Here is a 21,290-nt window from a genome sequence, read left to right as displayed (position 1 = left end):
CTCCGGGTGTTACTTGCCGGCGGCGACCTCGCGCTCGCAGTCGTCCAGGAACTCACCGGTCAACGAGATCGACCGGGAGTCGTTGTTCGAGCCTCCCGAGGTGATGCCGATGCCGTCGGGCTCTACGTCGACGTACTTCACACCCTTGCCCTTCAAGCACTTCACGACATCACGGGCGAAGTCCTTGGCCTCCGGATTCGCCGGGTCCCGCTCCCAGGCAGGCAACGGCCAGAACTGCTCACAGGCCTTCTGCGCCTCCCGTTGCTCCTTCGGGGCGTCATCGCCGGTGGCCCAGCTCGATGTTCCCTTCTCGGAGGTGACGCCCTGAGCTTTCATGCATTTCTGATAGGGCTTGAGAAGCAGCTGGTAGTCCGCCTCGGTGCCGTCGATGCGCAGCCGCGGACGTTCCGCGACGGCCGGAGCGGACGCCGGCGCGGAGGGCTGGACAATGCTGGCCACCGGGGGAGGAGTCGGCTCCGGATCCCCGCCGGAGCACGCGCCGATGCCGAACACCGCGGCAACCGCGACACAGCCCAGCCGTACAGATTTCACCATCATGGAACTCCTTGCTGGTCGTGGACGCAGCAAGAATTGCGAACAGTTGTCAGAAAGCTATGTGGACAGCGCGGAATCGTCAGGTGCGCAGGTGGGAGGCGCCATTGAGATCCAGGATCGTGCCCGATGCCCAGGTGGCTTCCGCAGAGCTGAGGTAGGCCACCGCTGCTCCCACCTCTTCCGGGGTGCCGACCCGGCCGAAAGGGCTCTCGGCGAGGACTGACGGGCCCGCGGCGCCGGCGAGTTTGCCGGCCTGCCGGTCGGTGCTGACAAATCCGGGCGCCACCGACGTGACGGCGATGCCGTGCGGGGCCAAGGCCACCGCCATCGATTGCCCGAACGCGTGCAGCCCGGCCTTGGCCGCACCGTACGCCGGATAGTCGGGCTCTCCGCGGAACGCCCCGCGGGAGCCGACGTTGACGACGGCGCCCGGTGCGCCGCGGCCGATCAGGTGCTGGGCGAAGCAGTACGTGACGTTCGCCGCGCCGATCAGGTCGACGTCGACCATACGGCGCCAGGCACGCTGCCAGTCGGCGTACGACACGTCAGCGACGGCGTGCCGGTTGTCCTCGCCCGGGGCGACGGCTGCGTTGTTGACCAGGACGTCGATGCCACCGAGTGCGGTCACGGCGTGGTCGACGACGGCGGCCGCCTGCTCGGCTTCGCTGACATCCCCGCCGATCAGAACGTGTCCGTCGCCGTCCAGCAGACTCAGCGTCTGTTCGGCTGCTTCGCGCCCGGTCGCGTAGTGCACCGCAACACGATCCCCGCGTGCGGCCAGTGCGATCGCGATCGCGCGGCCGATGCCACGGGAGGCGCCGGTGACCAGTGAGTTCCTCATCGGTGCCAGCCTATCCAGGCCGCCAGCGCGTCACCCATGACCAGCTCGAGGTCCCGTCCCTTGAGCCAGGACAGCTCGTCGGTGAACATGGTCACCGCCTCGGGCCACGTGCACGGCAGCCGGGTGATGTCGGTACCCCAGAACACGCGCTCGGCGCCGAAGGCGTTGAAAGCCCGCCGGATCAGCTCGTGCGTGCCCGGGTACGGGTAAGGGTCGGTGGCTGTCCCGGGGACGCCGGTGGCCTTGACCGCGATGTTGGGCCGGCGGGCCAGGGCGAGCAGGTCGTCGAAGTGCGCGGCGGCTTGCGGCAGTTTCTCGAACGGGCTCAGGGCGAGGTGGTCCATCACCAGGCGCATCCGCGGGTATCGACCAGCGATGTCGGCCACGGCCGGCAGATAGCGGGGCAACACGATGAGAGCGACCGGGATCTGCCGTTCGTGGGCGGCCGAGAAGAGCCAGTCGAGCGCTCCGGAGGCCAGTCGATCACCGAGCTCCGGGGTGGGCAGGATGAAGCGCAGGCCCAGCAGGCCGGGCCGGCTCAGAGCCCGGTCGACCGAGGAGGCGTCGGCCGTGGCGTCGAGCGGGAACCCGCCCATCGTGGCGAAGCGGTCCGGATGATCCAGGACCGCACGGTCGGCGTACTCGTCGGCGGCGGGATCCCACAGGGGTGGGCAGTTGACGGCCCGGCTGACACCGGCGGCTTGCATGTCGGCCAGGGCCCGTTCGACGGTGAAGGGCGAACGCCAGTGGTGCGCCGGCGCCGTGCCGCTGGCCCAGAGATGGATCTGGGCGTCGATGATCCGCATGATCATCCTTCCGGGTTCGACGTCGTCGGGCGGGCCGTGCCGGTGAGGCGTGCCGTCATCCAGTCGGTGATCAGCACATCGCGATCGGTCTTGTGGTTGTAGATGCAGTGCTCCCCATCGGTGAACACGACCATCTGTTTGTCCGCGGTCGGGACGCTGTCGAGCACCAGCCGCGCCTGTTCCGTGGAGACCAGGGGATCCCGGCCGCCGTGCACGATGAGCAACGGGTAGCCGGCGTTGGGCCCGGTGGTCCCGGGAGCCACGGTCTTCCAGGCCTGCATGGCCTGTTCCGGGTCATCGGTTCCGCAGAACGCCAGCATCTTGGAGTGGAAGGCGCCGGCACTGGGCGGGACCAGCCAGGGGGCGAGGATGCCGCCGTTGTCGCAGCACGCACTGATGCGGACATCGGCCGCGGCAACGGTCATCGCGAAGCTGCCGCCCATGCTGTTGCCGGCAAATCCGATGGGCCGTCCCGGTGCGCGCCGGTCGAGGTAGTCGATGGCATGCCGGTACGCGTCGAGCCACTGTGCCGACAGGTAGTGGTGATGGGCGAACCGTGATTCGCCCTGACCGGGTCCGTCCAGCACCAGCGCGTCGACGCCACGGGCTGCGAACGCCACCCCCAGGCTGTCGAAGTCCATGGCGTGGCCCTCGACACCGCCGATCACGACGACCGAGGCGCCGGCCGGCCGCGCGGCGCTGAACAGCCAGCCGATCAGCGGTTCGCGGTCGGTCCTGATCGACACGCGGCGCCGATCACCGAGCAGTTCAGCGGCCTGGTTGTACAGGTGCGCGGCTCCGGCGTAGATCTCGCGGCGTTCCCGCGTGTCGGAGAGCATCATCATCTGACTCATCCTCAGCAGGGCCGAGGCACGACGCAGATATCCGGCCCGCGTAGGGACGAACGCTGCGGGCGCGCTCTCGGCCCGGCTCAGACATGTCCGCGCCAGATCGGTGGCGGCCTGCTGCCAGTCCTGGCCGTCGACCACCCGGCCGCGCAGTTCCACGGCGTCGGCGTAGTCGACGCCGTAACCGACGGTCCGTTCGATCGAGAACTGACGCAAGGCCGCCTGCGATGTCGCAGGCAGCACCGCGAGCGCCTCGTCGGTTTCCGGTCGCCGGCCGACGAACTCGCGGGTCTCTGGGATTGCCACCATTGCTGAAGCCCTCCGTCTCAGCCGGCTACCGGGTTGCGGGCCAGTGCTTCGGGCTTCGGCCCGGGGGTGAAGGCTTGCGCGGGAGGGCCGCCAGGCCCGAGCGTGCCTTTAATTAACCGGTCGGTTCTGCTGCTCGATGTACTGATGCACGACACTCGGCAGTGCCCCGCCGACGGAGCCGGCGAAGTACGAGCCCGACCAGAGCTTGTTGACCCGGTAGTAGTGCCGCACGAGGTCCGGGAACTCCTGCCGCAGGCGGCGCGACGAAACGCCCTTGAGGCTGTTGACGAGCTTCGCCAGGGCGACCTTGGGCGGAAAGTTGACCAGCAGGTGGACGTGGCACAGTGGTTCTCGTGCAGCTCCGTTACAACTTCCGGCTTTACCCGGACACCGCTCAGCGCGAGGCGCTGGCCCGGTCGTTCGGATGTGCTCGGGTGGTGTTCAACGACGGGCTGCGCCTGCGTCAGCAGGCCCGCGAGGCGGGCGAGGAGTACGTCTCGGACGGCGAGCTGTCCCGTCGCCTGATCACCGAGGCGAAGTCCACCCCGGAACGTGTGTGGCTGGGCGAGGTGTCCAGCGCGATGTTGCAGCAGGCCCTTGCGGATCTGAACGCGGCGTACCGTAACTTTTTCGCCTCGATTTCGGGCAAGCGCAAGGGGCGGAAGCTGGCCCTGCCCCGGTTCCGGTCCCGCAAGGACAATCGGCAGGCGATCAGGTTCACGAAGAACTCCCGGTTCAAGGTGCTCGACAACGGCCGCCTGCGGCTGCCGAAGATTGGTGACCTCGCGGTGCGCTGGTCGCGGGCGCTGCCCTCGGACCCGTCGTCGGTGGCTGTGATCAAGGATGCTGCCGGCCGGTATTTCGCCTCGTTCGTCGTGCAGGCTGCCGAGGAGGAGGTGTTGCCGCCGGTCGGCTCCGAGGTGGGTATCGACCTGGGGCTGACGCACTTCGCGGTGCTGTCGGACGGCACGAAGGTGACGGCGCCGAAGTTTCTGCGCCGTGCGGCTCGCAAGCTCAAGCGGTTGCAGCAGGACCTGTCCCGCAAAATCAACGGTTCGAACAGGCGCAAGAAGGCCGTCGTGCAGGTCGCCCGGGCTCACGCGCGAGTGGCCGACACCCGGCGGGACTGGCAGCACAAACTTTCCACGACGTTGATCCGCGAGAACCAAGCGGTGTACGTCGAGGATCTGTGCGTGGTCGGTCTGGGCCGGACCCGGCTGGCGAAGTCCGTGCACGACGCGGGCTGGGCCGGTTTCACCGGCATGTTGGAGTACAAGGCCGCCCGGTACGGGCGGACCTTCGGTCGGGTGGACCGGTTTTTCCCGTCCACCCGGATGTGCTCCGATTGCGGCCGGATCAACGACAAGATGGCCCTGAACGTGCGAGCGTGGGACTGCCCATGTGGCAGTGACCACGACCGGGACGTCAACGCCGCCAGAAATATCAAGGCCGCCGGGCAGGCGGACTTCAACGACCGTGGAGCGCAGGTAAGACCGGGACTCGTCCCGGCACCGCGCGGTGAAGCGGTAACCCACCCGGACGCGGCGTGTTCCACGCGCAGCGTGGAGGGAATCTCCGTCCATTAGGACGGAGAGGATGTCAACGGCAGCATCAACTCGGTGTACTTGGACAGGGCGCCGGTCCAGTCCCCTTGGGTGACGTAGGCGACGTAGCCGTCGGGCCGCACGAGGATGTGCGCCGGACCGGTGATGCCGTAGATGCGGCGTACTCCGGCCGCATCCTTCTCGGGGATCTCGACGGTCTTCAGCTCGGCGCCCGTACCCGGCCACGAGATCTGCTTGAGCGCCGCGACTGCGGGCTCGCCGACGGCGATGAGGGTGAAGTGTGCACCGCGGAAATCGTCGAAGAGCTGACCTGCGTCGTGGCGGGCGTTGGGTGCCCGGTCCCCGGCGATGACCTTCGGGCTGTCCTCGCCGCTGTCGGCCGCCAGGGGGCCGCCGCGGTAGTTGAGGGCGAGCTGGCGTTCCTCGTCGCCGCGTTTGGCCGCGGCGAGCGGGCGGCTGCTCATCCGGGCGTAGATGTCGGTCGACAACCCGAGCACCCGGGCGGCGATCGGTTGCCGTTCGGCCTCGTAGGTGTCGAGCAGGAAGTCCGGCGCTCCGGCGAGGGCCTGGGCCAGCTTCCAGCCGAGGTTGTAGGCGTCCTGCACGCCGGTGTTCAGGCCCTGGCCGCCGGTCGGCGGATGCACATGGGCCGCGTCGCCGACGAGGAAGACGTGGCCGGACCGGTACCGCTGCGCCAGCCTGATGTTCGGCCGCCACACCGAGGCCCAGTGCACCTGCACCACGTGCAGTTTGGTGTTGCCCACGAACTGCTCGACGAGGCGGTTCACGGACTCCTGATTCAGATCGGCCTTCTCGTCCGGGCGCAGCTTGAGCATCAGCTGGAACTTCTCACCGTCCGGCAGAGGGCACAGCGCCATGAACCGGCCGTTGCCGCGGGGCCAGATGTGCCAGCGGTTGCGGGGCAGGCCGGTCAGGGTCACGTCAGCCACGATCATCCGGTCGCTGTCGTCGGTGTCGCCGATGAAGTCGATCCCCGCGGTACGGCGCACCACACTGCCGCCCCCGTCAGCGCCGACCAGGAAGCGGGCGGAGATCTGTTCGGTGCCGGCCGGAGTCTCGACGGTGGCCACGACGCCGTCGGCATCCTGCTCGTAGCCGGTGAGTCGCGTCCGGTACTCGACCGTCCCGCCGAGTTCCTCCAGACGGCGCTTGATGGCCGCGTCGGTGTTGTACTGCGCCACCAGCAGGGTGTTCGGGTGGGGAACGTCCTCGCTCGGCGTGCGGTGCTTGATCATCATCCACGGCAGCGTGAGGGGGCCGACGTGCGCGCCGAGCAGGGGATAGAGCGCGCTGTGGGCCTGGACGTCGGCCAGGATGCCGAGGTCGTCGAGAACCTCCTGGGTCCGCGGCTGGATTCCCTTGGCGCGGGAGCCTTCGAAGCTGCGGTCGGCGGCGTCGATGACGCGCAGCTTCACACCACGGCGCTGCAGATCGCAGGCCAGTGCGAGCCCGGCCGGGCCTGCTCCGGCCACCAGCACGTCGATACGGTCAGTCATGTCGTCCACCTAGGAGCTCGGAAAGCCACTGCACGCCGGTATTTATGGCTACACCGTAGCCACAAATCGATGACCGGGGCAATGTCATGAGACGCACACTCAACCTAAATATGTTAGGCTTTAGCCTAGACGCTTGCGGATCCACACTATGGGACGTAGATTGGGGTCATGGAGCCCATCACCGAGCGCGAGATCCGCGCGTCCTTCGTCAACTGCACCAAGGGTGCGACCAAACGTCTGGCTGTGCCCGCGGACCTGGACCAGCGCCCGTGGGGCGACCTGGACTTCCTCGGGTGGCGTGATCCCGCGTCGTTGCAGCGTGCGTACCTGGTGGCGGAGTCCGGCAACGGGCTGGTGGGGGTGGCGATGCGGCTGGCGTCGCCGAGCGCCGGGCAACCCCGGCGCAGCATGTGCTCGCTCTGCCTGACAACGCACAACCCCGGTGGTGTGTCGTTGATGACCGCGGCCAAGGCCGGGCGTAACGGCCAGAACGGCAACTCGGTCGGCACCTACATCTGTGTCGACCTGGCCTGCTCGTTGTACCTGCGCGGCAAGAAGAAGGCCGGACCGGCCACGCGTTTCCAGGAGTCGCTGACCGAGGACGAGAAGATCGAACGGACTGTCGGGAAGGTCGAGGCCTTCCTGGCCAGTGTGACCAGCTGACGATCCCGCTTCGGCGGAGAGTTATTCCGCGGGCCAGTTACGCAGCAGGGCGTCGAGGCCGTCCATGATCCGGGTCCAGGATTGCTGCGAGTCGGGGCTGCTGTGGTCGAAGCTCCCGCCCATCTCCAGGCGGATGTAGCCGTTGAACGTGCTGCCGAGCAGCCGGACGGCGTGCGTCTGATCCGTCTCGCTCAGGTGGTAGCCGCGAAGGATCGCCCGGATCATCTGCGAGTTGCGGGGTCCCGAGCTGGCCGCCGCGGTCTGCGGGTCGAGCCGCATTCCCGTCGCCTCGTAACGGCCCGGGTGTTCGCGGGCGTAGTCGCGGTAGACGTTGCCCAGGGCGATGAGTGCGTCCTTGCCGGATCGTCCGGCCAGAGCGGTGGAGCTGCGGTCGGCCAGCTCCGCCAGGGCCAGCACGGCGATCCCGGTCTTGAGGTCGTGCGAGTTGCGCAGATGGGCGTACAGGCTGGGGACCTTGACGTTGAACTTGCGGGCGACGGCGGAAACGGTGACCTTGTCGAATCCGACCTCGTCGGCCAGCTCGGCGCCGGCCTGCACCAGGCGTTCCGGGGTGAGACCCGCTCGCACCACGACCTGCCCCCTTCGCTCCGGAAAGACGTACGGGCCTAATCGTATTAGGCACATCTCTAAGGCGGGCACACCGGCTATACACTCGGGCTCCGCCGCGATGGGGGCGGTCCTGGTGCTGGCCGTCGGTGAAGGGATGATGGTGCTTACCGCCACGACAGAACGACCCACGCCGGCCCGCGCCGTGCCCGAGCTCGTCCGGCGCCGGCTGGCGACGCTCGAGAACTGGCTCAACCCGTACTCTTGGCTGGTCACCGGCATCATCGTGGTGATCGCGGCGATCCTGCGGCTGAACGGCATCACGACCCGCAAGGGCTACATCTTCGACGAGGTGTACTACCCGACCGACGCCTGGGACATGCTGCAGCACGGTGTCGAATGGGATCCGGAGAAGACCGGCGGTCCGGCGTTCGTGGTGCATCCGCCGCTCGGCAAATGGCTGATCGCGCTGGGTGAGAAGGCGTTCGGCAACAACGAGCTCGGCTGGCGTTTCCCGGCCGCGATCGCCGGCACGCTGATGATCCTGATTCTGATCCGGGTGGCGTACCGGATGTTCCACTCGATCGTCCTGGCCGGCACGGCCGGGCTGCTGATGACCCTCGACGGTTTCCAGCTGGTGCTCTCGCGCACCTCGTTGCTCGACATCTTCCTCGGCTTGTTCGTCCTGGCTTCCTTCGCCGCCCTGCTGCTCGACCGCGACCACTACCGGCGCCGCCTGCTGCGCTCGCTGGAGCGTGCTGAAGATCCCGCGGTGCCGCGGGCGGTGCCGTGGTGGCTGCTGATGGCCGGGGCGCTGTTGGGCCTGGCCTGCGGGGTGAAGTGGAGCGCGTTGTTCTTCCTGCCGTTCTTCGCCGTGCTGATCATCGCGTGGCGCGTGCAGGCCCGGCGCTCGGCGGGTGTCCGGCGGCCGTTGCGGGCCGGCCTCGTCGGCGACCTGGGCTGGGGCCTGCTCAGTTCTGTGCTGGTGGTGGTCTTCTACCTGGCCACCTGGACGGGCTGGTTCGTCACGTCCGGCGGATGGGACCGGCACTACCGTGAGCAGAACGGCCTGAGTGAACCACCGGTCATCGGGGCGCTGCTCAACCTGATGCACTACCACCAGTCGGCGTTCGAGTTCCACAGCAATCTGAGCTCACCGCACACCTACCAGTCGTGGCCGTGGCAATGGCTGCTGCTGGGCCGGCCGGTGGCCTTCGACTGGAAATCCAACGCGGGCAACTGCGGTGCCGCAAGCTGCGTCAGAGAAACCCTCCTTCTCGGTACGCCCATCCTCTGGTGGTCGTTCCTGCCCGCGCTGGCCGCCCTCATCTGGTTCGGCCTGTCCCGCCGCGACTGGCGCGCCTGGGCCATCCTGGTACCCGTCGCGGCCGGCCTGCTGCCCTGGTTCTACTACGCGGTCAAGGACAGCCGCACGATGTTCGCGTTCTACGCCCTGCCGGCGCTGCCGTTCCTGATCCTGGCTGTCGTCTACGTGCTCGGCGCCATCATGACCCCGCCCGAAGGCATGGTTCAGGGCCCTGGCCGCACCGATCGCCAGCTGCTGGGCGTGATCGTTGCCGGCGCCTACGTCGTCCTGGTCGCCCTGTGTTTCGCCTACTTCCATCCCATCTTCGTGAACGGGCTGCTCTCGTACGAGGACTGGGCGGCCCGGATGTGGCTCGGGAGTCGCTGGATCTAGTGCGCCGGTTCGTGCGGACGGTGACCTGGCGGGACCGGTCGGCGCGGGGTGCCGGCCAGATGCGGTCTCGAGACGTGGTGGCCAGGTTGCCCTGACCGTCCCGGATGCAGAGCAGGGATGGGTGTCATCGGACAACCGCACCGGGCGCGATCCTTCTCACCAGATCTGTTATAGGTCGACCACTAACTTGATCGCTAGGGTGGGAACATGACCGAGACGACCGAGAACCGCTCCCCGGCACAGCACGCGGTGGCCGACCACCTGCGGCTTCTGACCACCGGCAGGCTGGACGCCTGGGCTGAGCTGTACACCGCCGACGCCACGTTCACGTTTCCGTTTGCGCCGGCCGGGATGGCCTCCGAACTGCATGGGCGTGAAGCCCTTGTCACGCACATGCGGAACTTCGTAGCCACCTTCGACGTGCAGGCCGTGAATCTGCGCTACATCGCGACTACGAGCCCGCAGATCGCGGTGGCGTTGTGGACGCTGGACGGGACGGCGACGCCCACCGGGAAGCATTTTCACCAGGACTGCTTCGGGATCGTGCAGACCGACGCCGACGGGCTGATCACTCGATACGACGACTACTGGAACCCTCTGGCCGCCGTTGACGCGCTGACAACCAGCGACCCCGAGGCAACCGGAACCGTGGGTGTAGCCGGCTCTTTCGGTAGCTGAAACGGAGCGAACCGGCGGTCCAGGTGCCGTGGATAGGCTGACACCATGCCTGCCGCCGGGACGACCACGAAGAGCGATGAACGCCGTCAGCACGTCGTGGACGCGGCGGTGAGCTGTTTCGCGCGGAGAGGCTTTTACGGTACGACCACGAACGAGATCGCCGAGCGCGCCGGCATCTCGCAGCCCTACCTCTACCGGCTCTTCGCCAACAAGCAGGCGATCTTCGCTGCTGCGGTCACGCACGTCGGCGGCCTGCTGACCGAAACGCTCACCGCCGCCAAGGCCGCCGACACCACGATGAGCCCGCCGCAAGCACTGCGAGCCGCGTACAGCACGCTCATCACCGACGGTGACGTCCTGCGCTTCCTGATGCACGCCAACTGTGCCACCGACGAACCGGTCATTCGCGATGCGGTCCGCACGTGTTACGCCCAGCAGGTGACGATCGTCCGGAAGCTGTTGGACGGTGACGACGAGGCGGTCCGGCAGTGGTTCGCCGCCGGCATGCTCGACAACGTCATCACCATGCTCGGCCTCGCCGACGTAGCCGAACCCTGGGCCGCCACGCTCATCGACGCCTAGCCATAGCGTCAGAACACCATCATCGGGTCCGTGGTGCCGACCTTCACGGACGCGAAATCCGCCAGTTGCTCACTGCCAAGCTGCGGAACACAGGCAGTCCGCCACGATAAACATCGATCACTCTTTGCGGGACAGAACCGAGTTTGAGCGCCAGATGTTCGCGACGTTCGGCGCCACGTTGCTACCGCCGGGTGCCCAGCTGTTCGCGCACATCAAGCGCTAATCCTGGGTGATGGCAGGGTTCCGGTTTGTTAACTCGCACAGGCCATCTTTGAAAGTCCACGCCTTGTCGCGTTTAACCGAACAAGACCGATCCTCACCTGCTCGCGCTGATCAAATCGATACAGCGGGCCGTGCCACGAGCTTTGCTAGCGTCACAAATCCGAGTCGCCGGAAGGGCCGCGTTGACGATCAAGGTCGCGGTGGCGATCAAGGGCGCGTCGGTGTCGTATCTCAGATTGGACGGCTGGCAGTCGGCTGCGCCAATAGCGCGCCAGCGGATTTTGCAGTGTTCCAGCGAACAATAGCATTGCTTGCACGACAAACAACGCTGGCCGGCTCCAGAATGGCGGCAACGCCCAGGTAAGAACCACCGGAACTGCCAGTGCAGGAAGAATCCACTTCATCGGAAACGGGTCCAGGGCAACCGCGTACATGGGGTCGAACATGCATCGCAATATCGCTGTCAAGTACAGAGATACAACTCGCAGGCTGTAGAGCGCCCATGGCCACAGCAGGAATCCGCACCATGCCAGCCAGTGACCCCCGCCCGGCCAGTCGGCGGCCCAGCCGTCCGTCCAGCCGGGCAATGTATCGAGACCCATCGAATGATGGTACGTCAGCTGAGGCAGTTCCGTTAAGGGTGACGACTACCAGACCAGTCTCATCGAGACGTGCGCCTCTTGGGCAGACACCGCAGTCCACCGAACGCCGCCATATCGCGGTGTCGTGGAGCTCGCAGCGCACCGATGAAGGTCGGACGAAACGCACTCTCCTGCCGCAGTCAAGGCGCGTCTCGCCGGTCGAACCCTCACCGGGCGTACGTTGTCAGCTGGTCGACGACAGGGCTCACGGCTCCGCCCAGACGCGGCTCCCGAACTCGGGGACATCGAGATCGGTGAGATCTTGCTGGCGCCGAAACTCGGCGACATCTGGTATTGGCACTCGGCTCTGGCGCAGAGTCTGTGAATGATCTCGACGGCTGGCCAGTGCAGTCGACGGCTGACGCGTCAGGCCGGCGAGCGCTAGCCGTGCATGTTTTATCGACACGTTCAATGGCCCGGGGGCGAGGTGTCATGCGGCTACTCCGGGAGTTCCGCGATGCCGAGGGCCTCGGCGAATGCGTAAATTCCGTCGCCGAACGGCCCGGGGCGCTCCTCTAGTGCGGCCGCGAGCCGATCGGGGCTGGTGACGAGGCCGGCCTTCTCGACCCACACCAGTAGCCCGGCGAGGGCTTGGCTGTTGAGCGGCTCGAAGTCCTCGCCGTCGTCGGCGGCGAGGATCCGGACGATCTCCTCATTGAGGTGGAATGCGACGGTGCTGCCGGAGGGATCGGCCGCCGTGGCCCAGGCACAGTCGCTGTCAAAGACTGACAGCGCGATAGCCGGTGCCGCCGTCTCCAGCGCGAGGTCGGCCGCCAGGTCGCCTTCCGAGGAGTCGTCGACCGGGCCGAGGAACCCGATCCGCCAACCACACGCCCGCACGTTGTCGGTCACGGCAACGAACAGGTCGTCGACACACGCCAGCTCGTCGAGCCGCGTGTCGCCGCTGCGCGCGATGATGACAAGACCTGAGTAGCCCACGGTCACCTCTTCCGCTCGGCGGCACGCCTTCTGGCGAGTGCCACTATGTCGGCGCCCACACTGTCGGGATCGGAGTGCGGAAAATCCATGACTGCGTCAACGTCGCCGCGTTCGGCGTGCCGGTAAGCGGCGATGAGGCGTGTGCTCCAACGCCCCTCCGGCCAGGCGCCGGACTTCCACCGCCCGGAGGCGAGTTGTTCGGTGCGGGCTCGGGCGGCGCGTTCGCGGTCAGCCTCGGCGGCGGCGAGCATCGCGTCGGTGTCACCCAGCCAGGTCTTCATGCCGGGCAGGTTCTTCGCCAGCCAGACCCGCACGATGGTGGCGGCGTATTCCACGTCGGCTTCCGTGGACAGTGTGAACGTGTGGTCGGGAAGCTCGGCGGTGTCGTCGGTCGCCACCAGGCGATGGTTCCAGACGCTGTGGTGTGGCATGGCGTCACGGCGCGCATCGTCTTCGCCGAAGTAGTAGCGGAGGTGAGGGGCGAGCAGTACTCCGACGTTGATGAAAAACGCGACCTCTCCCTGCAGCGCGGTGGTGCGCTGGATGTTGAGCGCGATGCCGTTGCCCTCGGGGTCGAAATACCGGAATACCGGCCCGCGGCGGACAAAGCCGGCGGCTGCCAGGTCGGCTTCGAGGAGCCCGACGAACCGTCGTAACAAGGCATTCACGAGGCGGCACGGTACCGCACCCGGCGGAGGGCCACCTATCGGGCATCTGAGGAGATGATCTTCCCGTACTCCGATGACGCTTTGTGGCTGAAGTCTGGCCCGAGTGCGGACGAGGCACCCGTCGACCACTCCGGCTGAGCCGCTGAGACCGTTCACGGAATGTGCGCCAGAGCCCCGAAGGCCTGGAGATAATCAGTCAGGCCGCTCGAGCGGTGGATCGGCCCCATCGGCGTTGTCCTTCGCTGCGGATGCGGGCACCTTCGCGGCGTTGGGCGGCGGTGCACGACGCCCCAGAGTTGGTCGTCGCCGACCGAATAGCAGCCAGGGAACTGCCGGACACCCTGCAGCTTGTGATAGTTCGCCGGCAGCCGCCGTGGGTGATTCTTGGGCGCCCAGCCGGAGCCGGCCTGTGGGCGGATGGATCGTGTTCTCGTCCGCCTGAACCAGGCCGACGGCGTGTCAGTCAACACCGTGAACGTTGATGGTCACGGCACTAGCGGACCTTCGATTGGCCGAGCTGGTCCTCGACGAACGCGGGCCTGGCGAGGGTGATCGCCGGAACGGTGGCCACCAGCGCGACAGCGAGCAGGAACAGCAGCGGCAGGGTCCACCCGCCGCTCGCGTCGTGCAGCAGCCCGACGATCAGCGGACCGAGCGCGCCGAGCGCGTACGCGACTCCCTGGGAGAAGCCGCTCAGCGCGACGGTGCCGCCCTGGGTCCGGGTGCGGACGTTGATGAGCACCAGGCTGACCGGGAACAGGATCGATCCCGACCCGATGAGCAGAACCCAGAGCAGGGTGAGCGTTGCGGGCGCCAGCAGGAGGCCGAGGTAGCCGACCACGAAGCTCGCGACACCGGCGGCGATGAGCCAGCCGACATTGCGCAGCCGCGCGACGAGCAGCGGGGCGATGAGTGCGCCGGGCACGCTGACGATGCCGGTGACGGCGAGCAGCACACCGGCCTCGGTCGGCGTCGAGCCGGCGATGTCGCCGAGGATCTCGGGCAGCCACGCGAACGCCGCGTAGGTGCAGATCGTGCTGGTCGAGAACACAACGGTGATCGACAGGGCCACGCGTGACCGCCACAGTCGTGCGACCAGGGTGGTGGGCGCAGATTCGGCGGCGAGGTCGTCGGAGAGCCGCCGGCGGCGCTCCCGCACGATGAGCAGGAGCCACGGGACGAGCGCGACCGCGGAGGTCAGCGACCACATGCCGAGCGAGAACCGCCAGCCGATCCGCTCGGCGACCGGAGCGGCGAGCGCGGCGGGCACGGCCGTGCTCACGCCCACGATGCAGACGTAGACGGCGGTCAGCAGCGCCACCCGGTCGGGGAAGTAGCGCCGCACGATCGGCGGCAGCAACACGTTGCCGATACCCGTACCGGCGAGGGCGACCACGCTGCCGGCGAGCAGCACCGCGAAGCCCGGGGCGAAGGCACGCACAAGATGGCCGAGGGTCATGAGCAGCAACGCGAGCAGGATGCCGCCGTCGAGGCCGATGCCGCGGGCCACGCGCGGCGCGACGAACCCGGATGCCGCGAGCAGGATCGGTGGCAACGTGCCGAGCAGCCCGACGCCGATGCTCGATATCGGGATGTCCACCCGGATCTCGCCGAGGATGGGCGAGATCGCCGCAACGGCCTGGCGCAGGGTGAGGGCGACGAGCGCGATGCCCAGCAGGGCGGCCGTGCGTCCCGCCCACAGCGGAAGAGGGCGGTGCTCGGACATTCCCCGACTCTAGTTCTCCATCCGGGGATCGTGATCATCGCGGTTCGAACGAAATGGTGAAATGGCGCACCCCTCCGCAATATCTGCCTTGCGTCACCGCAATCGTCGACTGGCTGGTCCACCGGCCTTGCCGTTAACCTGAAAATCGATCATGACATATGTCGGGTGACATGCCCGCTTTCCTAGGGAGCATCCTTGTCTGCTGCGGAAAATGAACTGCGGGAACTTTATGGCCGGTACATTCAGGCCATCAACGAGCGACGGTTCGACGACATGGACCAGTTCACCCACGATGAGATCAATTTCAACGAGCAGATGATCACGCGTGCCGAATACTGCGCCGTCATCCAGGGCAACATCGACGCCGTTCCCGACTTCTTCTGGTGGGTCGACGAGCTGGTGATCGACGGTAACCTGCTCATCGCAAGGCTGGTCGACCACGGCACGCCGGCGAAGCCGTGGCTCGGCCTGGAGCCGACCGGCCGGCAGATCAACTTCATCGAGTACGCCATCTACCGCTTCCAGGACGGCCGGTTCAACTGGATCAACGTGGTGCTCGACAGGCCCTCGATCGCCCGGCAACTGTCCGGCGTCCCGGAGCAGGTCTACGCCGCGCAGCAGCTCTACTGACGCAGGGCCGCCCGGTACCGCGAGGGGGACATGCCGGTGTGGCGCCGGAACGTCTTCGAGAAGTGGGACGGGTCGACAAATCCGCAGAGCCCGGCGATCTCGGTGATGCTGACGCGCGTCGTTCGCAGAAGTCCCTGTCCCAGCTCGATGCGCAGCCGCAGGTGGAAGCGGGCCGGCGTCTCGCCGGTCTGTTGCTGGAACAGCCGCAGAAGGTGGAAGCGGCTGAGACCCGCTACGGCGGCGATGTCGGCCAGCTTCAGTGCGGTGTGCACGTTGGCGTGGAGCAATTCGATGACGCGTTGCACCCGGACGTCGTGGCGCGGCGGCGGGGGCGGTGCGGTCCCGTGGCAGGTGAGCACGTGGACCGCGAGGAGGCCGGCGGCTGTTGTCGCGGACAGGTCGCCCGCTTGAGTGGAGGCCGCCAGGTGCTGCAGCCGGGCCACCATGACACGCAGGACATGTTCGTCCGGCGGGGGAGGACTGCCGGTCGTCTTCTCCAGGTGCAGTTCCGGCGCTCTCCCTGCCGGATCAGTGGCGGTCATGCGGTCCTCGCTAGGCAGTAGGAGCGGTACGGCAGTGCGGGGCGCACCCACCAACTGGGTGGGTGCGCCCGCACGCCTCGGATTCAGGCGCCGGCGTTCGCTCGCAGAAAGGCGAGCATGAGAGTCGCGGTCTCGTCGGGGTACTGGACGTGGGGGTAGTGACCGGCCCCGTCGATCACCTCGAGCCGGGCTGATCCGGCCGGCAGCGCGGCGACGATGGCCTCGCCCTCGGCACGCGGGTCGGCCCAGTCGGGGTCGAGTGAGCCCTCGATGACCAGCACGGGACAGCGCACGTTCGGCAGCGCCACCCCGGCGTCGACCGGTGCGGACCGGCCCATCTTCTGCATCGCTGTCATCCGGCCCGGTTCGCGCAGCATGGCCTCGATGCGGTGGAGCCGGGCGTCGTAGTCGGCCGGCCTCTTCCCCGGGTACGCGACGTCGAGATAGCCACGCCAGAGGGGCACGCTGCCGAGCAGCGCCGTGCCCAGCAGTCGGAGCAGACCCTTGCGGTACCGGCGGATCCGCAGGTCGCCCAGCTTGACGGACTGCTTGCGGGTGAAGGGCGCCAGTTCGATGATGCCGCTGATCAGCTCGGGAGCCCGGGCGGCGGCGATCGTGGCGGCTCCGCCGGACACCGAGTGGCCGACGAGTACGGCCGGGTGGCCGAGGCGGCGGATCACCGCGAGCAGGTCACCCGCGATGTCCGTCCGGGTGTAGGACGCCCATCGTGCACTCGACTCGCCGTATCCCCGCACGTCGACGGCGGCGACCCGGTAACCCGCGGCCACCAGGCGCGGGGCGACGAACCGGTACGCCTCCCGGCTGTCGCCCATGCCGTGAGCGAGGACGACCAAGGGCCCCGAACCGTGTACCTCGTAGGCGATCGTGCCGCCCTCGACGGTGACGTGGTCGGTCATCGCGACTGTGGTGAGAGCAGGAAGGCGACGGTGTCGTGTTCGGAATTGTCGTCCACCGGTATGAGGCGGTCGGGGAAAAGCATCATTGTCTCCTTGGGATGAGGCAGGCTTATCCGTGCGCGAGTGTCTGCAGCCAGACGACGATCAGGCCGGCAATACCGAGAGCCGTGAGAAACAGCGTTCGCTGCCACCACGGCACTGTGACGCCGCGTATAGCAATAGCGGCGACAGTCACGAGCGTTGCCAGCAGAACGGCGGCGGAAATCCATAACGCAGGGGTGACGGGCCAGGCGCCGAGAGCCGAAGCGCCGAGCAGAGCAAGCGGGGCCACCACCGTCACCAAGGAGCCCAGCGAGGCGCGTAGCGCGTGGCGCAGCTCCGGCCCGTTGAGGAACCTTCCGTGTACGGCCAGGTGGGAGAGCGCGTCGGCGGTGAGCGCGGCGACCACTGTCCCGGTGGTGGTGACCAGCAGGACGAGCAACGCCTCCAGAGGCGCCCCGGGGTGAGAAGCCATGACCAGAGTCACCGACAGTGCGGTGAAGGTGACGTAGATCCCCTCGCGCAGGGAGTCGGTCTGCTGCGCAGGGGTGGCTGCGGGAGTGAACTGACGACGATGAGGGGGTCTGCGATCGGTATTGATGGCTACGTTGTCTCCGTAATCACTCGGCGAGGTGGTGTATAACGCAACAAATGCCCGTATTACGTCGCGCGGTTACCAGGCGTGTAGCGTCTCCGTGCTGCCTTGACCCCGAGGGGCGCGGCTTCGTACTCGTGAGGGGAGACGCGATCGGATGGACAGTCCGGCCATGAACGAACCGAAGCGGCCCCGGGGACGTCCCGCCCTCGGCCGCGCCCGCATCGTCGAGGCAGCGCTCGGCGTCATCGACGAGGGGGGCGCGGACGCTCTCACCTTCCGAGCTGTGGCCAAACGTCTCTCGTCGAGCACCGCGACGCTCTACCGCCACGTCGAGAGCCGCTCGGAACTGCTCGGCCTTGTCATGGATCACCTGCTCGGCCAGGCTGACCAGCAGATCCGGGCCCACCTCGAGGCGAACGCGAACTGGGACGAGGTCTGCCGGGCCTCCGCCCGAATCTCGTACCGGGTCCTGTCGAGCCACAACGCCTCGGCGCACCTGTTCACGAACAGATTCCCGCTCGGACCGAACGGCATGACCATCCGCGAACGGATGCTGGCCGCTCTGATCAAGGCCGGCTTCACCCCGATGATGGCTGTCAACACGGTCGCGACGATCTCTCACTACGTGGTCGGGTTCGCGATGCAGAACGACGCGACGGTCAGCCGCTCGACGCTGGACAACACCTTCGGAGGGGCGGGCGGGGACCGGTACCCCGCCACAGCTTCGGTGGTGCACCTGCTGCCCCGTCCGCTGGACGAGGAGTTCGAGTTCGGGCTCGGTCTGATCTTCGATGCACTGACCACGGGACTCCTCAGGTCCGCACCGCCCGCGGAGGACACCTCAGCTCCCGCGTGAGTCCTCACCTGCCCGCGTCGTGTCACGCACCGCGGCCCGGATCGCTTCGCTGACCGGGGTGTCACCGGCGTTCAGCTCCAGGATCTGGCGGCTGATGCCGGTCTCATGGACGACAGCCGCCAGTGTCGTGGCGACATCCTCGCGTGACACCTGCTCGTGGATCTCCGCCGGGCCCAGAGCGATCGTTCCCCGGCCGGAATAGTCCTGCAGCGCGGCCGGCCGGAGGATGACCCAGTCGAGGCCGCTCCGGGAGAGTGCAACATCAGCCTGCTTTTTCATGCGGATGTAGTACTCGAAACCGTCGCCCTCGAAGCGGTCCCGCCACGCCTCGGGGAAGACCGACACCAGCACGAAGCGCTGCACCTTCGCGAGGTGTGCCGCCTCGATGGCTTTGATGACGCCGTCGCGGTCGATGGCGGCGATCGCTTCCCGGCTGCCGCCTCCGGCACCGGCGGAGAAGACGATCGTCTCCGCATCGCCGATCATGTCGGCCAGTGCCCGAGCGGAACCGTTGGTCAGATCACCGACGTGCCCGACGGCTCCGAACTCGGCGAGTTCGCCCTTCTGCTCCTCGCGGCGAACGAGCCCGGCGACGTCGTCGCCCTGCTCCCGCAACTTCCTGGCGACCTGTCCGCCGACACCGCCGGTGATCCCGATGATGAAGATCTTCACCTTGGTCGTCTCCTGGTCTGGTTCAGATCGCCGGATGGAGGTTGCGCACCGGGCTCACGGACTCCAGGAGCGAGGCGAGATGCAGGATCGTGGATTCGGCGAACCACGGGGCGGCGATCTGAACGCCGATCGGAAGGCCTTCGCTGCTCGTCCCGAACCGCATCGACAGCGCGGGAAGGCCCGTCATGTTGAACGGGACGGTCGCATTCTGCATGTAGATGAACGGCACTGTCTCACCGTTGATCACGAACTCCTGAAGTCCGTGCGCGTGAGCGGGAATCGGCGTGGCGGGCAGCAGCAGCGCGTCGAACTTCTGGAAATATGCGGCGAAGCCGTCGCGGAGTTGCTCGATCCACTGCTCCGCGCCGACGTAGTCCGCCACGCTGGTGTCCGGCGTATCGAGGGTCGTCCTGGTGATCTGCCCGATCTCGTCCTCGTGGCCGCGTGTCACTTCGGCGAACGCCGGCTTGAGCTCCATCACGTGCTGCTTGTTGTACACGTTGAGGGCGAGGTCCCGCTCGAGCGCGGGAATGCGCACCTGCTCGATGGCGATCCCCATACCCTGGAACGCGGCTGCGGCGGCCTCGACGGTCGCGGCGACCTCCGGATGGATGGGTCCGAGGCCGGGTTCGACGAGCCAGCCGATCCGGATCGGCCGGTTCGGTGCCGAACCCACACCGGCGTCGAAGCCCCGGGGGATGATCGAGTAACCGTCGGCGCCGTCCGGGCCTTGAAGAATCGAGTACGCCAGGGCGATGTCGCGCACCGTGCGTGCCATCGGCCCGATGTGCCAGTCGCGGCGGGGGACCCGGGGCCACATTCCGGTCGCCGGAACACGGCCGTGGGTTGCCTTGAGGGCGATGATCCCGGTGTGCGCCGCCGGGCCGCGCACCGAGATGGCGAGGTCACTGCCCAGACCGAACGGCGACATCCCGGCCGCGATCGCTGCGGACTCGCCACCGCTGGAACCGCCCGGAGTCCGGTCGAGGTTCCACGGGTTGTTGGTCCGGCCGCTCAGCAGGTTGTCGCTCTCGGTCGAGTACGAGAACTCGGGCAGGTTGGTCTTGGCGATCAGGATGCCGCCGGCCTGCTTCACGCGCGCCACGCTGGTGGCGTCGGTGTCGGGGACCCGTCCCTTGAAGATCGGCGATCCGCGCTGGGTCAGCACACCGGCGGTGTCGATCGAGTCCTTGACCGTGAAGGGCACCCCGTGCAGCGGTCCGAGGTCGCCGCCGTCGGTGACCGCCGCCTCCGCCCTTCGTGCCGCGTCGAGCGCGCCGTCGGCCAGAGAGACGACCGCGTTGACCTGAGGGTTCGTGGCTTCGATGCGGTCCAGGTGCGCCCGCATGACCTCCACGGGGGACAGCTCGCGGGTGCGAATGAGGTGGGCCAGCTTGGTGACGTCGGAGAAGTAGATCTCGGAATCCATTACGTACCTCAATCTGGAAGCTCGTGCAGTGGTGGCAAGAGGGGAAGCCGTCGCGAGGGTCAGAGGGCTTTCAGCATCTCGACGGCCACCGGGCCGGAGGATGCAGGATTCTGACCGGTGTAGAGGTTGCGGTCCACGACCGTGTAGACCTCCCAGGCCGGCCCGCGGGAATACTGCGTCGGCAGATCCCTGACGCGGTCTTCCATCAACCACTCGGCCTTGTCGGCAAATCCGACCGCGGCTTCCTCGTCGTTGGTGAAGCCGGTGACCCGGTAGTCGGCGAACGGGGTGTGGCCGTGCTCGTCGCGGGTGGCGAGCAGACCCGCCGGTGCATGGCACACGATGCCGAGTGGCTTGCCGGAGGCGAGTGCTTTCCTGAGCACCATGCCCGAGTCGAGGTCGAAGGCGAGGTCTTCCATCGGACCGTGTCCTCCGGGATAGAAGACCGCGTCGTAATCGTCGAGACGGACGTCTCTGAGGACGGCAGGCCGGCGCAGCTCCTCCGCTGCTTCGATGACCGCCTCGAGCTCGAGGGATGTCTCCTCGCTGCCCGCCATGCTCGCCCGCAGGCTCATCGTGTCCACGGCGGGAACAACACCGCCCGGGGTGGCCACCGTGATGTGGTGACCGGCCTCGGTGAACGCACGGTACGGGGAAACGAACTCCTCGGCCCAGTACCCCGTCGGGTGGCGATGACCGTTCTTGAGTGTCCAGTAACGAGCGCCGGTCATAACGAACAGAATGTTGCTCACCAGGGATGACTCCTCGAGGATTCTGCCGC

The 21,290-nt window shown here is 67.4% G+C and carries 23 protein-coding genes and 2 pseudogenes; 7 read left to right on the top strand and 18 right to left on the bottom strand.

From position 1 onward, the window contains the following. Positions 1 to 9: 9 nt before the first annotated feature. From AFR_RS29520 to tnpA, 5 genes and pseudogenes are all read right to left on the bottom strand, one after another. Complete coding sequence (locus AFR_RS29520; RefSeq protein WP_148308095.1) at positions 10 to 555, bottom strand: hypothetical protein; 546 nt, start codon at positions 553 to 555, stop codon at positions 10 to 12. 79 nt (positions 556 to 634) lie between these two features. Next, positions 635 to 1,396: an SDR family NAD(P)-dependent oxidoreductase gene (locus tag AFR_RS29515; protein WP_023560477.1), complete on the bottom strand. Its 762-nt coding sequence runs from the start codon at positions 1,394 to 1,396 to the stop codon at positions 635 to 637. Continuing rightward, the gene (locus AFR_RS29510; RefSeq protein WP_023560476.1) at positions 1,393 to 2,202 is read right to left on the bottom strand and encodes an amidohydrolase family protein; all 810 of its coding nucleotides are present in this window, start codon (positions 2,200 to 2,202) and stop codon (positions 1,393 to 1,395) included. Before AFR_RS29510 ends, AFR_RS29515 begins: the two co-directional genes overlap by 4 nt. Positions 2,203 to 2,204: 2 nt before the next feature. Beyond that, positions 2,205 to 3,359: an alpha/beta hydrolase gene (locus AFR_RS29505; protein WP_023560475.1), complete on the bottom strand. Its 1,155-nt coding sequence runs from the start codon at positions 3,357 to 3,359 to the stop codon at positions 2,205 to 2,207. Between the two features lie 108 nt (positions 3,360 to 3,467). Beyond that, positions 3,468 to 3,698, bottom strand: a pseudogene (tnpA, locus tag AFR_RS29500) (IS200/IS605 family transposase); the annotation flags it as partial. A gap of 14 nt (positions 3,699 to 3,712) precedes the next feature. On the opposite strand from tnpA, the gene AFR_RS29495 reads away from it, so the two are divergent. After that, complete coding sequence (locus AFR_RS29495) at positions 3,713 to 4,945, top strand: RNA-guided endonuclease InsQ/TnpB family protein (RefSeq protein WP_148308094.1); 1,233 nt, start codon at positions 3,713 to 3,715, stop codon at positions 4,943 to 4,945. Here the strand turns inward: AFR_RS29495 and AFR_RS29490 are convergent. After that, complete coding sequence (locus AFR_RS29490) at positions 4,942 to 6,441, bottom strand: FAD-dependent monooxygenase (protein ID WP_023560472.1); 1,500 nt, start codon at positions 6,439 to 6,441, stop codon at positions 4,942 to 4,944. The genes AFR_RS29495 and AFR_RS29490 overlap by 4 nt on opposite strands. Before the next feature lie 168 nt (positions 6,442 to 6,609). Here AFR_RS29490 and AFR_RS29485 point away from each other — a divergent pair, with 168 nt between their 5' ends. Further along, complete coding sequence (locus AFR_RS29485) at positions 6,610 to 7,104, top strand: FBP domain-containing protein (RefSeq protein ID WP_023560471.1); 495 nt, start codon at positions 6,610 to 6,612, stop codon at positions 7,102 to 7,104. A gap of 21 nt (positions 7,105 to 7,125) precedes the next feature. On the opposite strand, the gene AFR_RS29480 is transcribed toward AFR_RS29485, so the two are convergent. Next, positions 7,126 to 7,695, bottom strand: a complete 570-nt coding sequence (locus AFR_RS29480) for a TetR/AcrR family transcriptional regulator (protein ID WP_023560470.1) — start codon at positions 7,693 to 7,695, stop codon at positions 7,126 to 7,128. Positions 7,696 to 7,828: 133 nt separating this feature from the next. Here AFR_RS29480 and AFR_RS29475 point away from each other — a divergent pair, with 133 nt between their 5' ends. The 3 genes from AFR_RS29475 (at position 7,829) to AFR_RS29465 (ending at position 10,630) form a co-directional block, all read left to right on the top strand. After that, positions 7,829 to 9,370, top strand: a complete 1,542-nt coding sequence (locus AFR_RS29475) for a dolichyl-phosphate-mannose--protein mannosyltransferase (protein ID WP_052359840.1) — start codon at positions 7,829 to 7,831, stop codon at positions 9,368 to 9,370. A 207-nt stretch (positions 9,371 to 9,577) separates the two neighbouring features. Continuing rightward, a complete protein-coding gene (locus tag AFR_RS29470) occupies positions 9,578 to 10,048 on the top strand; it encodes a nuclear transport factor 2 family protein (RefSeq protein WP_023560468.1) in 471 nt (156 codons plus the stop codon). Positions 10,049 to 10,093: 45 nt separating this feature from the next. Continuing rightward, complete coding sequence (locus tag AFR_RS29465; RefSeq protein WP_023560467.1) at positions 10,094 to 10,630, top strand: TetR/AcrR family transcriptional regulator; 537 nt, start codon at positions 10,094 to 10,096, stop codon at positions 10,628 to 10,630. Between the two features lie 374 nt (positions 10,631 to 11,004). Here the strand turns inward: AFR_RS29465 and AFR_RS46315 are convergent, their stop codons facing one another. The 5 genes and pseudogenes from AFR_RS46315 to AFR_RS29450 form a co-directional block, all read right to left on the bottom strand. Further along, complete coding sequence (locus tag AFR_RS46315; protein WP_148308093.1) at positions 11,005 to 11,454, bottom strand: hypothetical protein; 450 nt, start codon at positions 11,452 to 11,454, stop codon at positions 11,005 to 11,007. A gap of 477 nt (positions 11,455 to 11,931) precedes the next feature. Beyond that, positions 11,932 to 12,438: a hypothetical protein gene (locus AFR_RS29460; RefSeq protein ID WP_023560466.1), complete on the bottom strand. Its 507-nt coding sequence runs from the start codon at positions 12,436 to 12,438 to the stop codon at positions 11,932 to 11,934. Continuing rightward, on the bottom strand, positions 12,435 to 13,100 hold the full coding sequence (locus AFR_RS29455; RefSeq protein WP_148308092.1) for a hypothetical protein: 666 nt from the start codon (positions 13,098 to 13,100) through the stop codon (positions 12,435 to 12,437). Before AFR_RS29455 ends, AFR_RS29460 begins: the two co-directional genes overlap by 4 nt. A gap of 272 nt (positions 13,101 to 13,372) precedes the next feature. Beyond that, positions 13,373 to 13,522, bottom strand: a pseudogene (locus tag AFR_RS48830) (IS630 family transposase); the annotation flags it as partial. Positions 13,523 to 13,593: 71 nt separating this feature from the next. After that, a complete protein-coding gene (locus tag AFR_RS29450; protein ID WP_023560464.1) occupies positions 13,594 to 14,826 on the bottom strand; it encodes an MFS transporter in 1,233 nt (410 codons plus the stop codon). Between the two features lie 195 nt (positions 14,827 to 15,021). Here AFR_RS29450 and AFR_RS29445 point away from each other — a divergent pair, with 195 nt between their 5' ends. Next, entirely contained in the window at positions 15,022 to 15,456 is a 435-nt protein-coding gene (locus tag AFR_RS29445; protein ID WP_063749552.1) for an ester cyclase, read from the top strand. On the opposite strand, the gene AFR_RS29440 is transcribed toward AFR_RS29445, so the two are convergent. The 3 genes from AFR_RS29440 to AFR_RS29430 form a co-directional block, all read right to left on the bottom strand. Then, positions 15,450 to 15,998 (bottom strand): AraC family transcriptional regulator, encoded by a 549-nt coding sequence (locus AFR_RS29440; protein ID WP_023560462.1) that lies wholly within the window; start codon positions 15,996 to 15,998, stop codon positions 15,450 to 15,452. The genes AFR_RS29445 and AFR_RS29440 overlap by 7 nt on opposite strands. Before the next feature lie 83 nt (positions 15,999 to 16,081). After that, complete coding sequence (locus tag AFR_RS29435; protein ID WP_023560461.1) at positions 16,082 to 16,915, bottom strand: alpha/beta fold hydrolase; 834 nt, start codon at positions 16,913 to 16,915, stop codon at positions 16,082 to 16,084. 109 nt (positions 16,916 to 17,024) lie between these two features. Beyond that, on the bottom strand, positions 17,025 to 17,441 hold the full coding sequence (locus AFR_RS29430; RefSeq protein WP_052359501.1) for a hypothetical protein: 417 nt from the start codon (positions 17,439 to 17,441) through the stop codon (positions 17,025 to 17,027). Between the two features lie 280 nt (positions 17,442 to 17,721). On the opposite strand from AFR_RS29430, the gene AFR_RS29425 reads away from it, so the two are divergent. Beyond that, entirely contained in the window at positions 17,722 to 18,408 is a 687-nt protein-coding gene (locus AFR_RS29425) for a TetR/AcrR family transcriptional regulator (RefSeq protein WP_063749641.1), read from the top strand. On the opposite strand, the gene AFR_RS29420 is transcribed toward AFR_RS29425, so the two are convergent. The 3 genes from AFR_RS29420 to AFR_RS29410 are packed head-to-tail and all read right to left on the bottom strand — an operon-like array spanning position 18,394 to position 21,261. Continuing rightward, positions 18,394 to 19,080, bottom strand: a complete 687-nt coding sequence (locus AFR_RS29420) for an NAD(P)H-binding protein (protein ID WP_023560458.1) — start codon at positions 19,078 to 19,080, stop codon at positions 18,394 to 18,396. The two genes, AFR_RS29425 and AFR_RS29420, sit on opposite strands and share 15 nt — an antisense overlap. A gap of 22 nt (positions 19,081 to 19,102) precedes the next feature. Beyond that, complete coding sequence (locus AFR_RS29415) at positions 19,103 to 20,509, bottom strand: amidase (RefSeq protein WP_023560457.1); 1,407 nt, start codon at positions 20,507 to 20,509, stop codon at positions 19,103 to 19,105. 59 nt (positions 20,510 to 20,568) lie between these two features. Continuing rightward, positions 20,569 to 21,261: a type 1 glutamine amidotransferase domain-containing protein gene (locus AFR_RS29410; RefSeq protein WP_193786328.1), complete on the bottom strand. Its 693-nt coding sequence runs from the start codon at positions 21,259 to 21,261 to the stop codon at positions 20,569 to 20,571. Positions 21,262 to 21,290: the final 29 nt, after the last annotated feature.

This window comes from Amorphoplanes friuliensis DSM 7358, assembly GCF_000494755.1.
In the GTDB taxonomy this organism is placed as follows: Bacteria; Actinomycetota; Actinomycetes; order Mycobacteriales; family Micromonosporaceae; genus Actinoplanes; species Actinoplanes friuliensis.
The sequence above is the reverse complement of the archived record's forward strand: the minus strand, read 5'-3'. Positions and strand labels throughout refer to the sequence as shown.

What these genes read in the sequence shown, in the direction of transcription:
- AFR_RS29485 (WP_023560471.1), top strand. Translation starts at nt 6,610, where the DNA reads ATGGAGCCCATCACCGAGCGCGAGATCCGCGCGTCCTTCGTCAACTGC.
- AFR_RS29440 (WP_023560462.1), bottom strand. Translation starts at nt 15,998, where the DNA reads ATGACCGCCACTGATCCGGCAGGGAGAGCGCCGGAACTGCACCTGGAG.
- AFR_RS46315 (WP_148308093.1), bottom strand. Translation starts at nt 11,454, where the DNA reads ATGGGTCTCGATACATTGCCCGGCTGGACGGACGGCTGGGCCGCCGAC.
- AFR_RS29475 (WP_052359840.1), top strand. Translation starts at nt 7,829, where the DNA reads ATGATGGTGCTTACCGCCACGACAGAACGACCCACGCCGGCCCGCGCC.
- AFR_RS29515 (WP_023560477.1), bottom strand. Translation starts at nt 1,396, where the DNA reads ATGAGGAACTCACTGGTCACCGGCGCCTCCCGTGGCATCGGCCGCGCG.
- AFR_RS29415 (WP_023560457.1), bottom strand. Translation starts at nt 20,509, where the DNA reads ATGGATTCCGAGATCTACTTCTCCGACGTCACCAAGCTGGCCCACCTC.
- AFR_RS29465 (WP_023560467.1), top strand. Translation starts at nt 10,094, where the DNA reads ATGCCTGCCGCCGGGACGACCACGAAGAGCGATGAACGCCGTCAGCAC.
- AFR_RS29490 (WP_023560472.1), bottom strand. Translation starts at nt 6,441, where the DNA reads ATGACTGACCGTATCGACGTGCTGGTGGCCGGAGCAGGCCCGGCCGGG.
- AFR_RS29520 (WP_148308095.1), bottom strand. Translation starts at nt 555, where the DNA reads ATGGTGAAATCTGTACGGCTGGGCTGTGTCGCGGTTGCCGCGGTGTTC.
- AFR_RS29510 (WP_023560476.1), bottom strand. Translation starts at nt 2,202, where the DNA reads ATGCGGATCATCGACGCCCAGATCCATCTCTGGGCCAGCGGCACGGCG.
- AFR_RS29435 (WP_023560461.1), bottom strand. Translation starts at nt 16,915, where the DNA reads ATGACCGACCACGTCACCGTCGAGGGCGGCACGATCGCCTACGAGGTA.
- AFR_RS29470 (WP_023560468.1), top strand. Translation starts at nt 9,578, where the DNA reads ATGACCGAGACGACCGAGAACCGCTCCCCGGCACAGCACGCGGTGGCC.
- AFR_RS29425 (WP_063749641.1), top strand. Translation starts at nt 17,722, where the DNA reads ATGAACGAACCGAAGCGGCCCCGGGGACGTCCCGCCCTCGGCCGCGCC.
- AFR_RS29450 (WP_023560464.1), bottom strand. Translation starts at nt 14,826, where the DNA reads ATGTCCGAGCACCGCCCTCTTCCGCTGTGGGCGGGACGCACGGCCGCC.
- AFR_RS29505 (WP_023560475.1), bottom strand. Translation starts at nt 3,359, where the DNA reads ATGGTGGCAATCCCAGAGACCCGCGAGTTCGTCGGCCGGCGACCGGAA.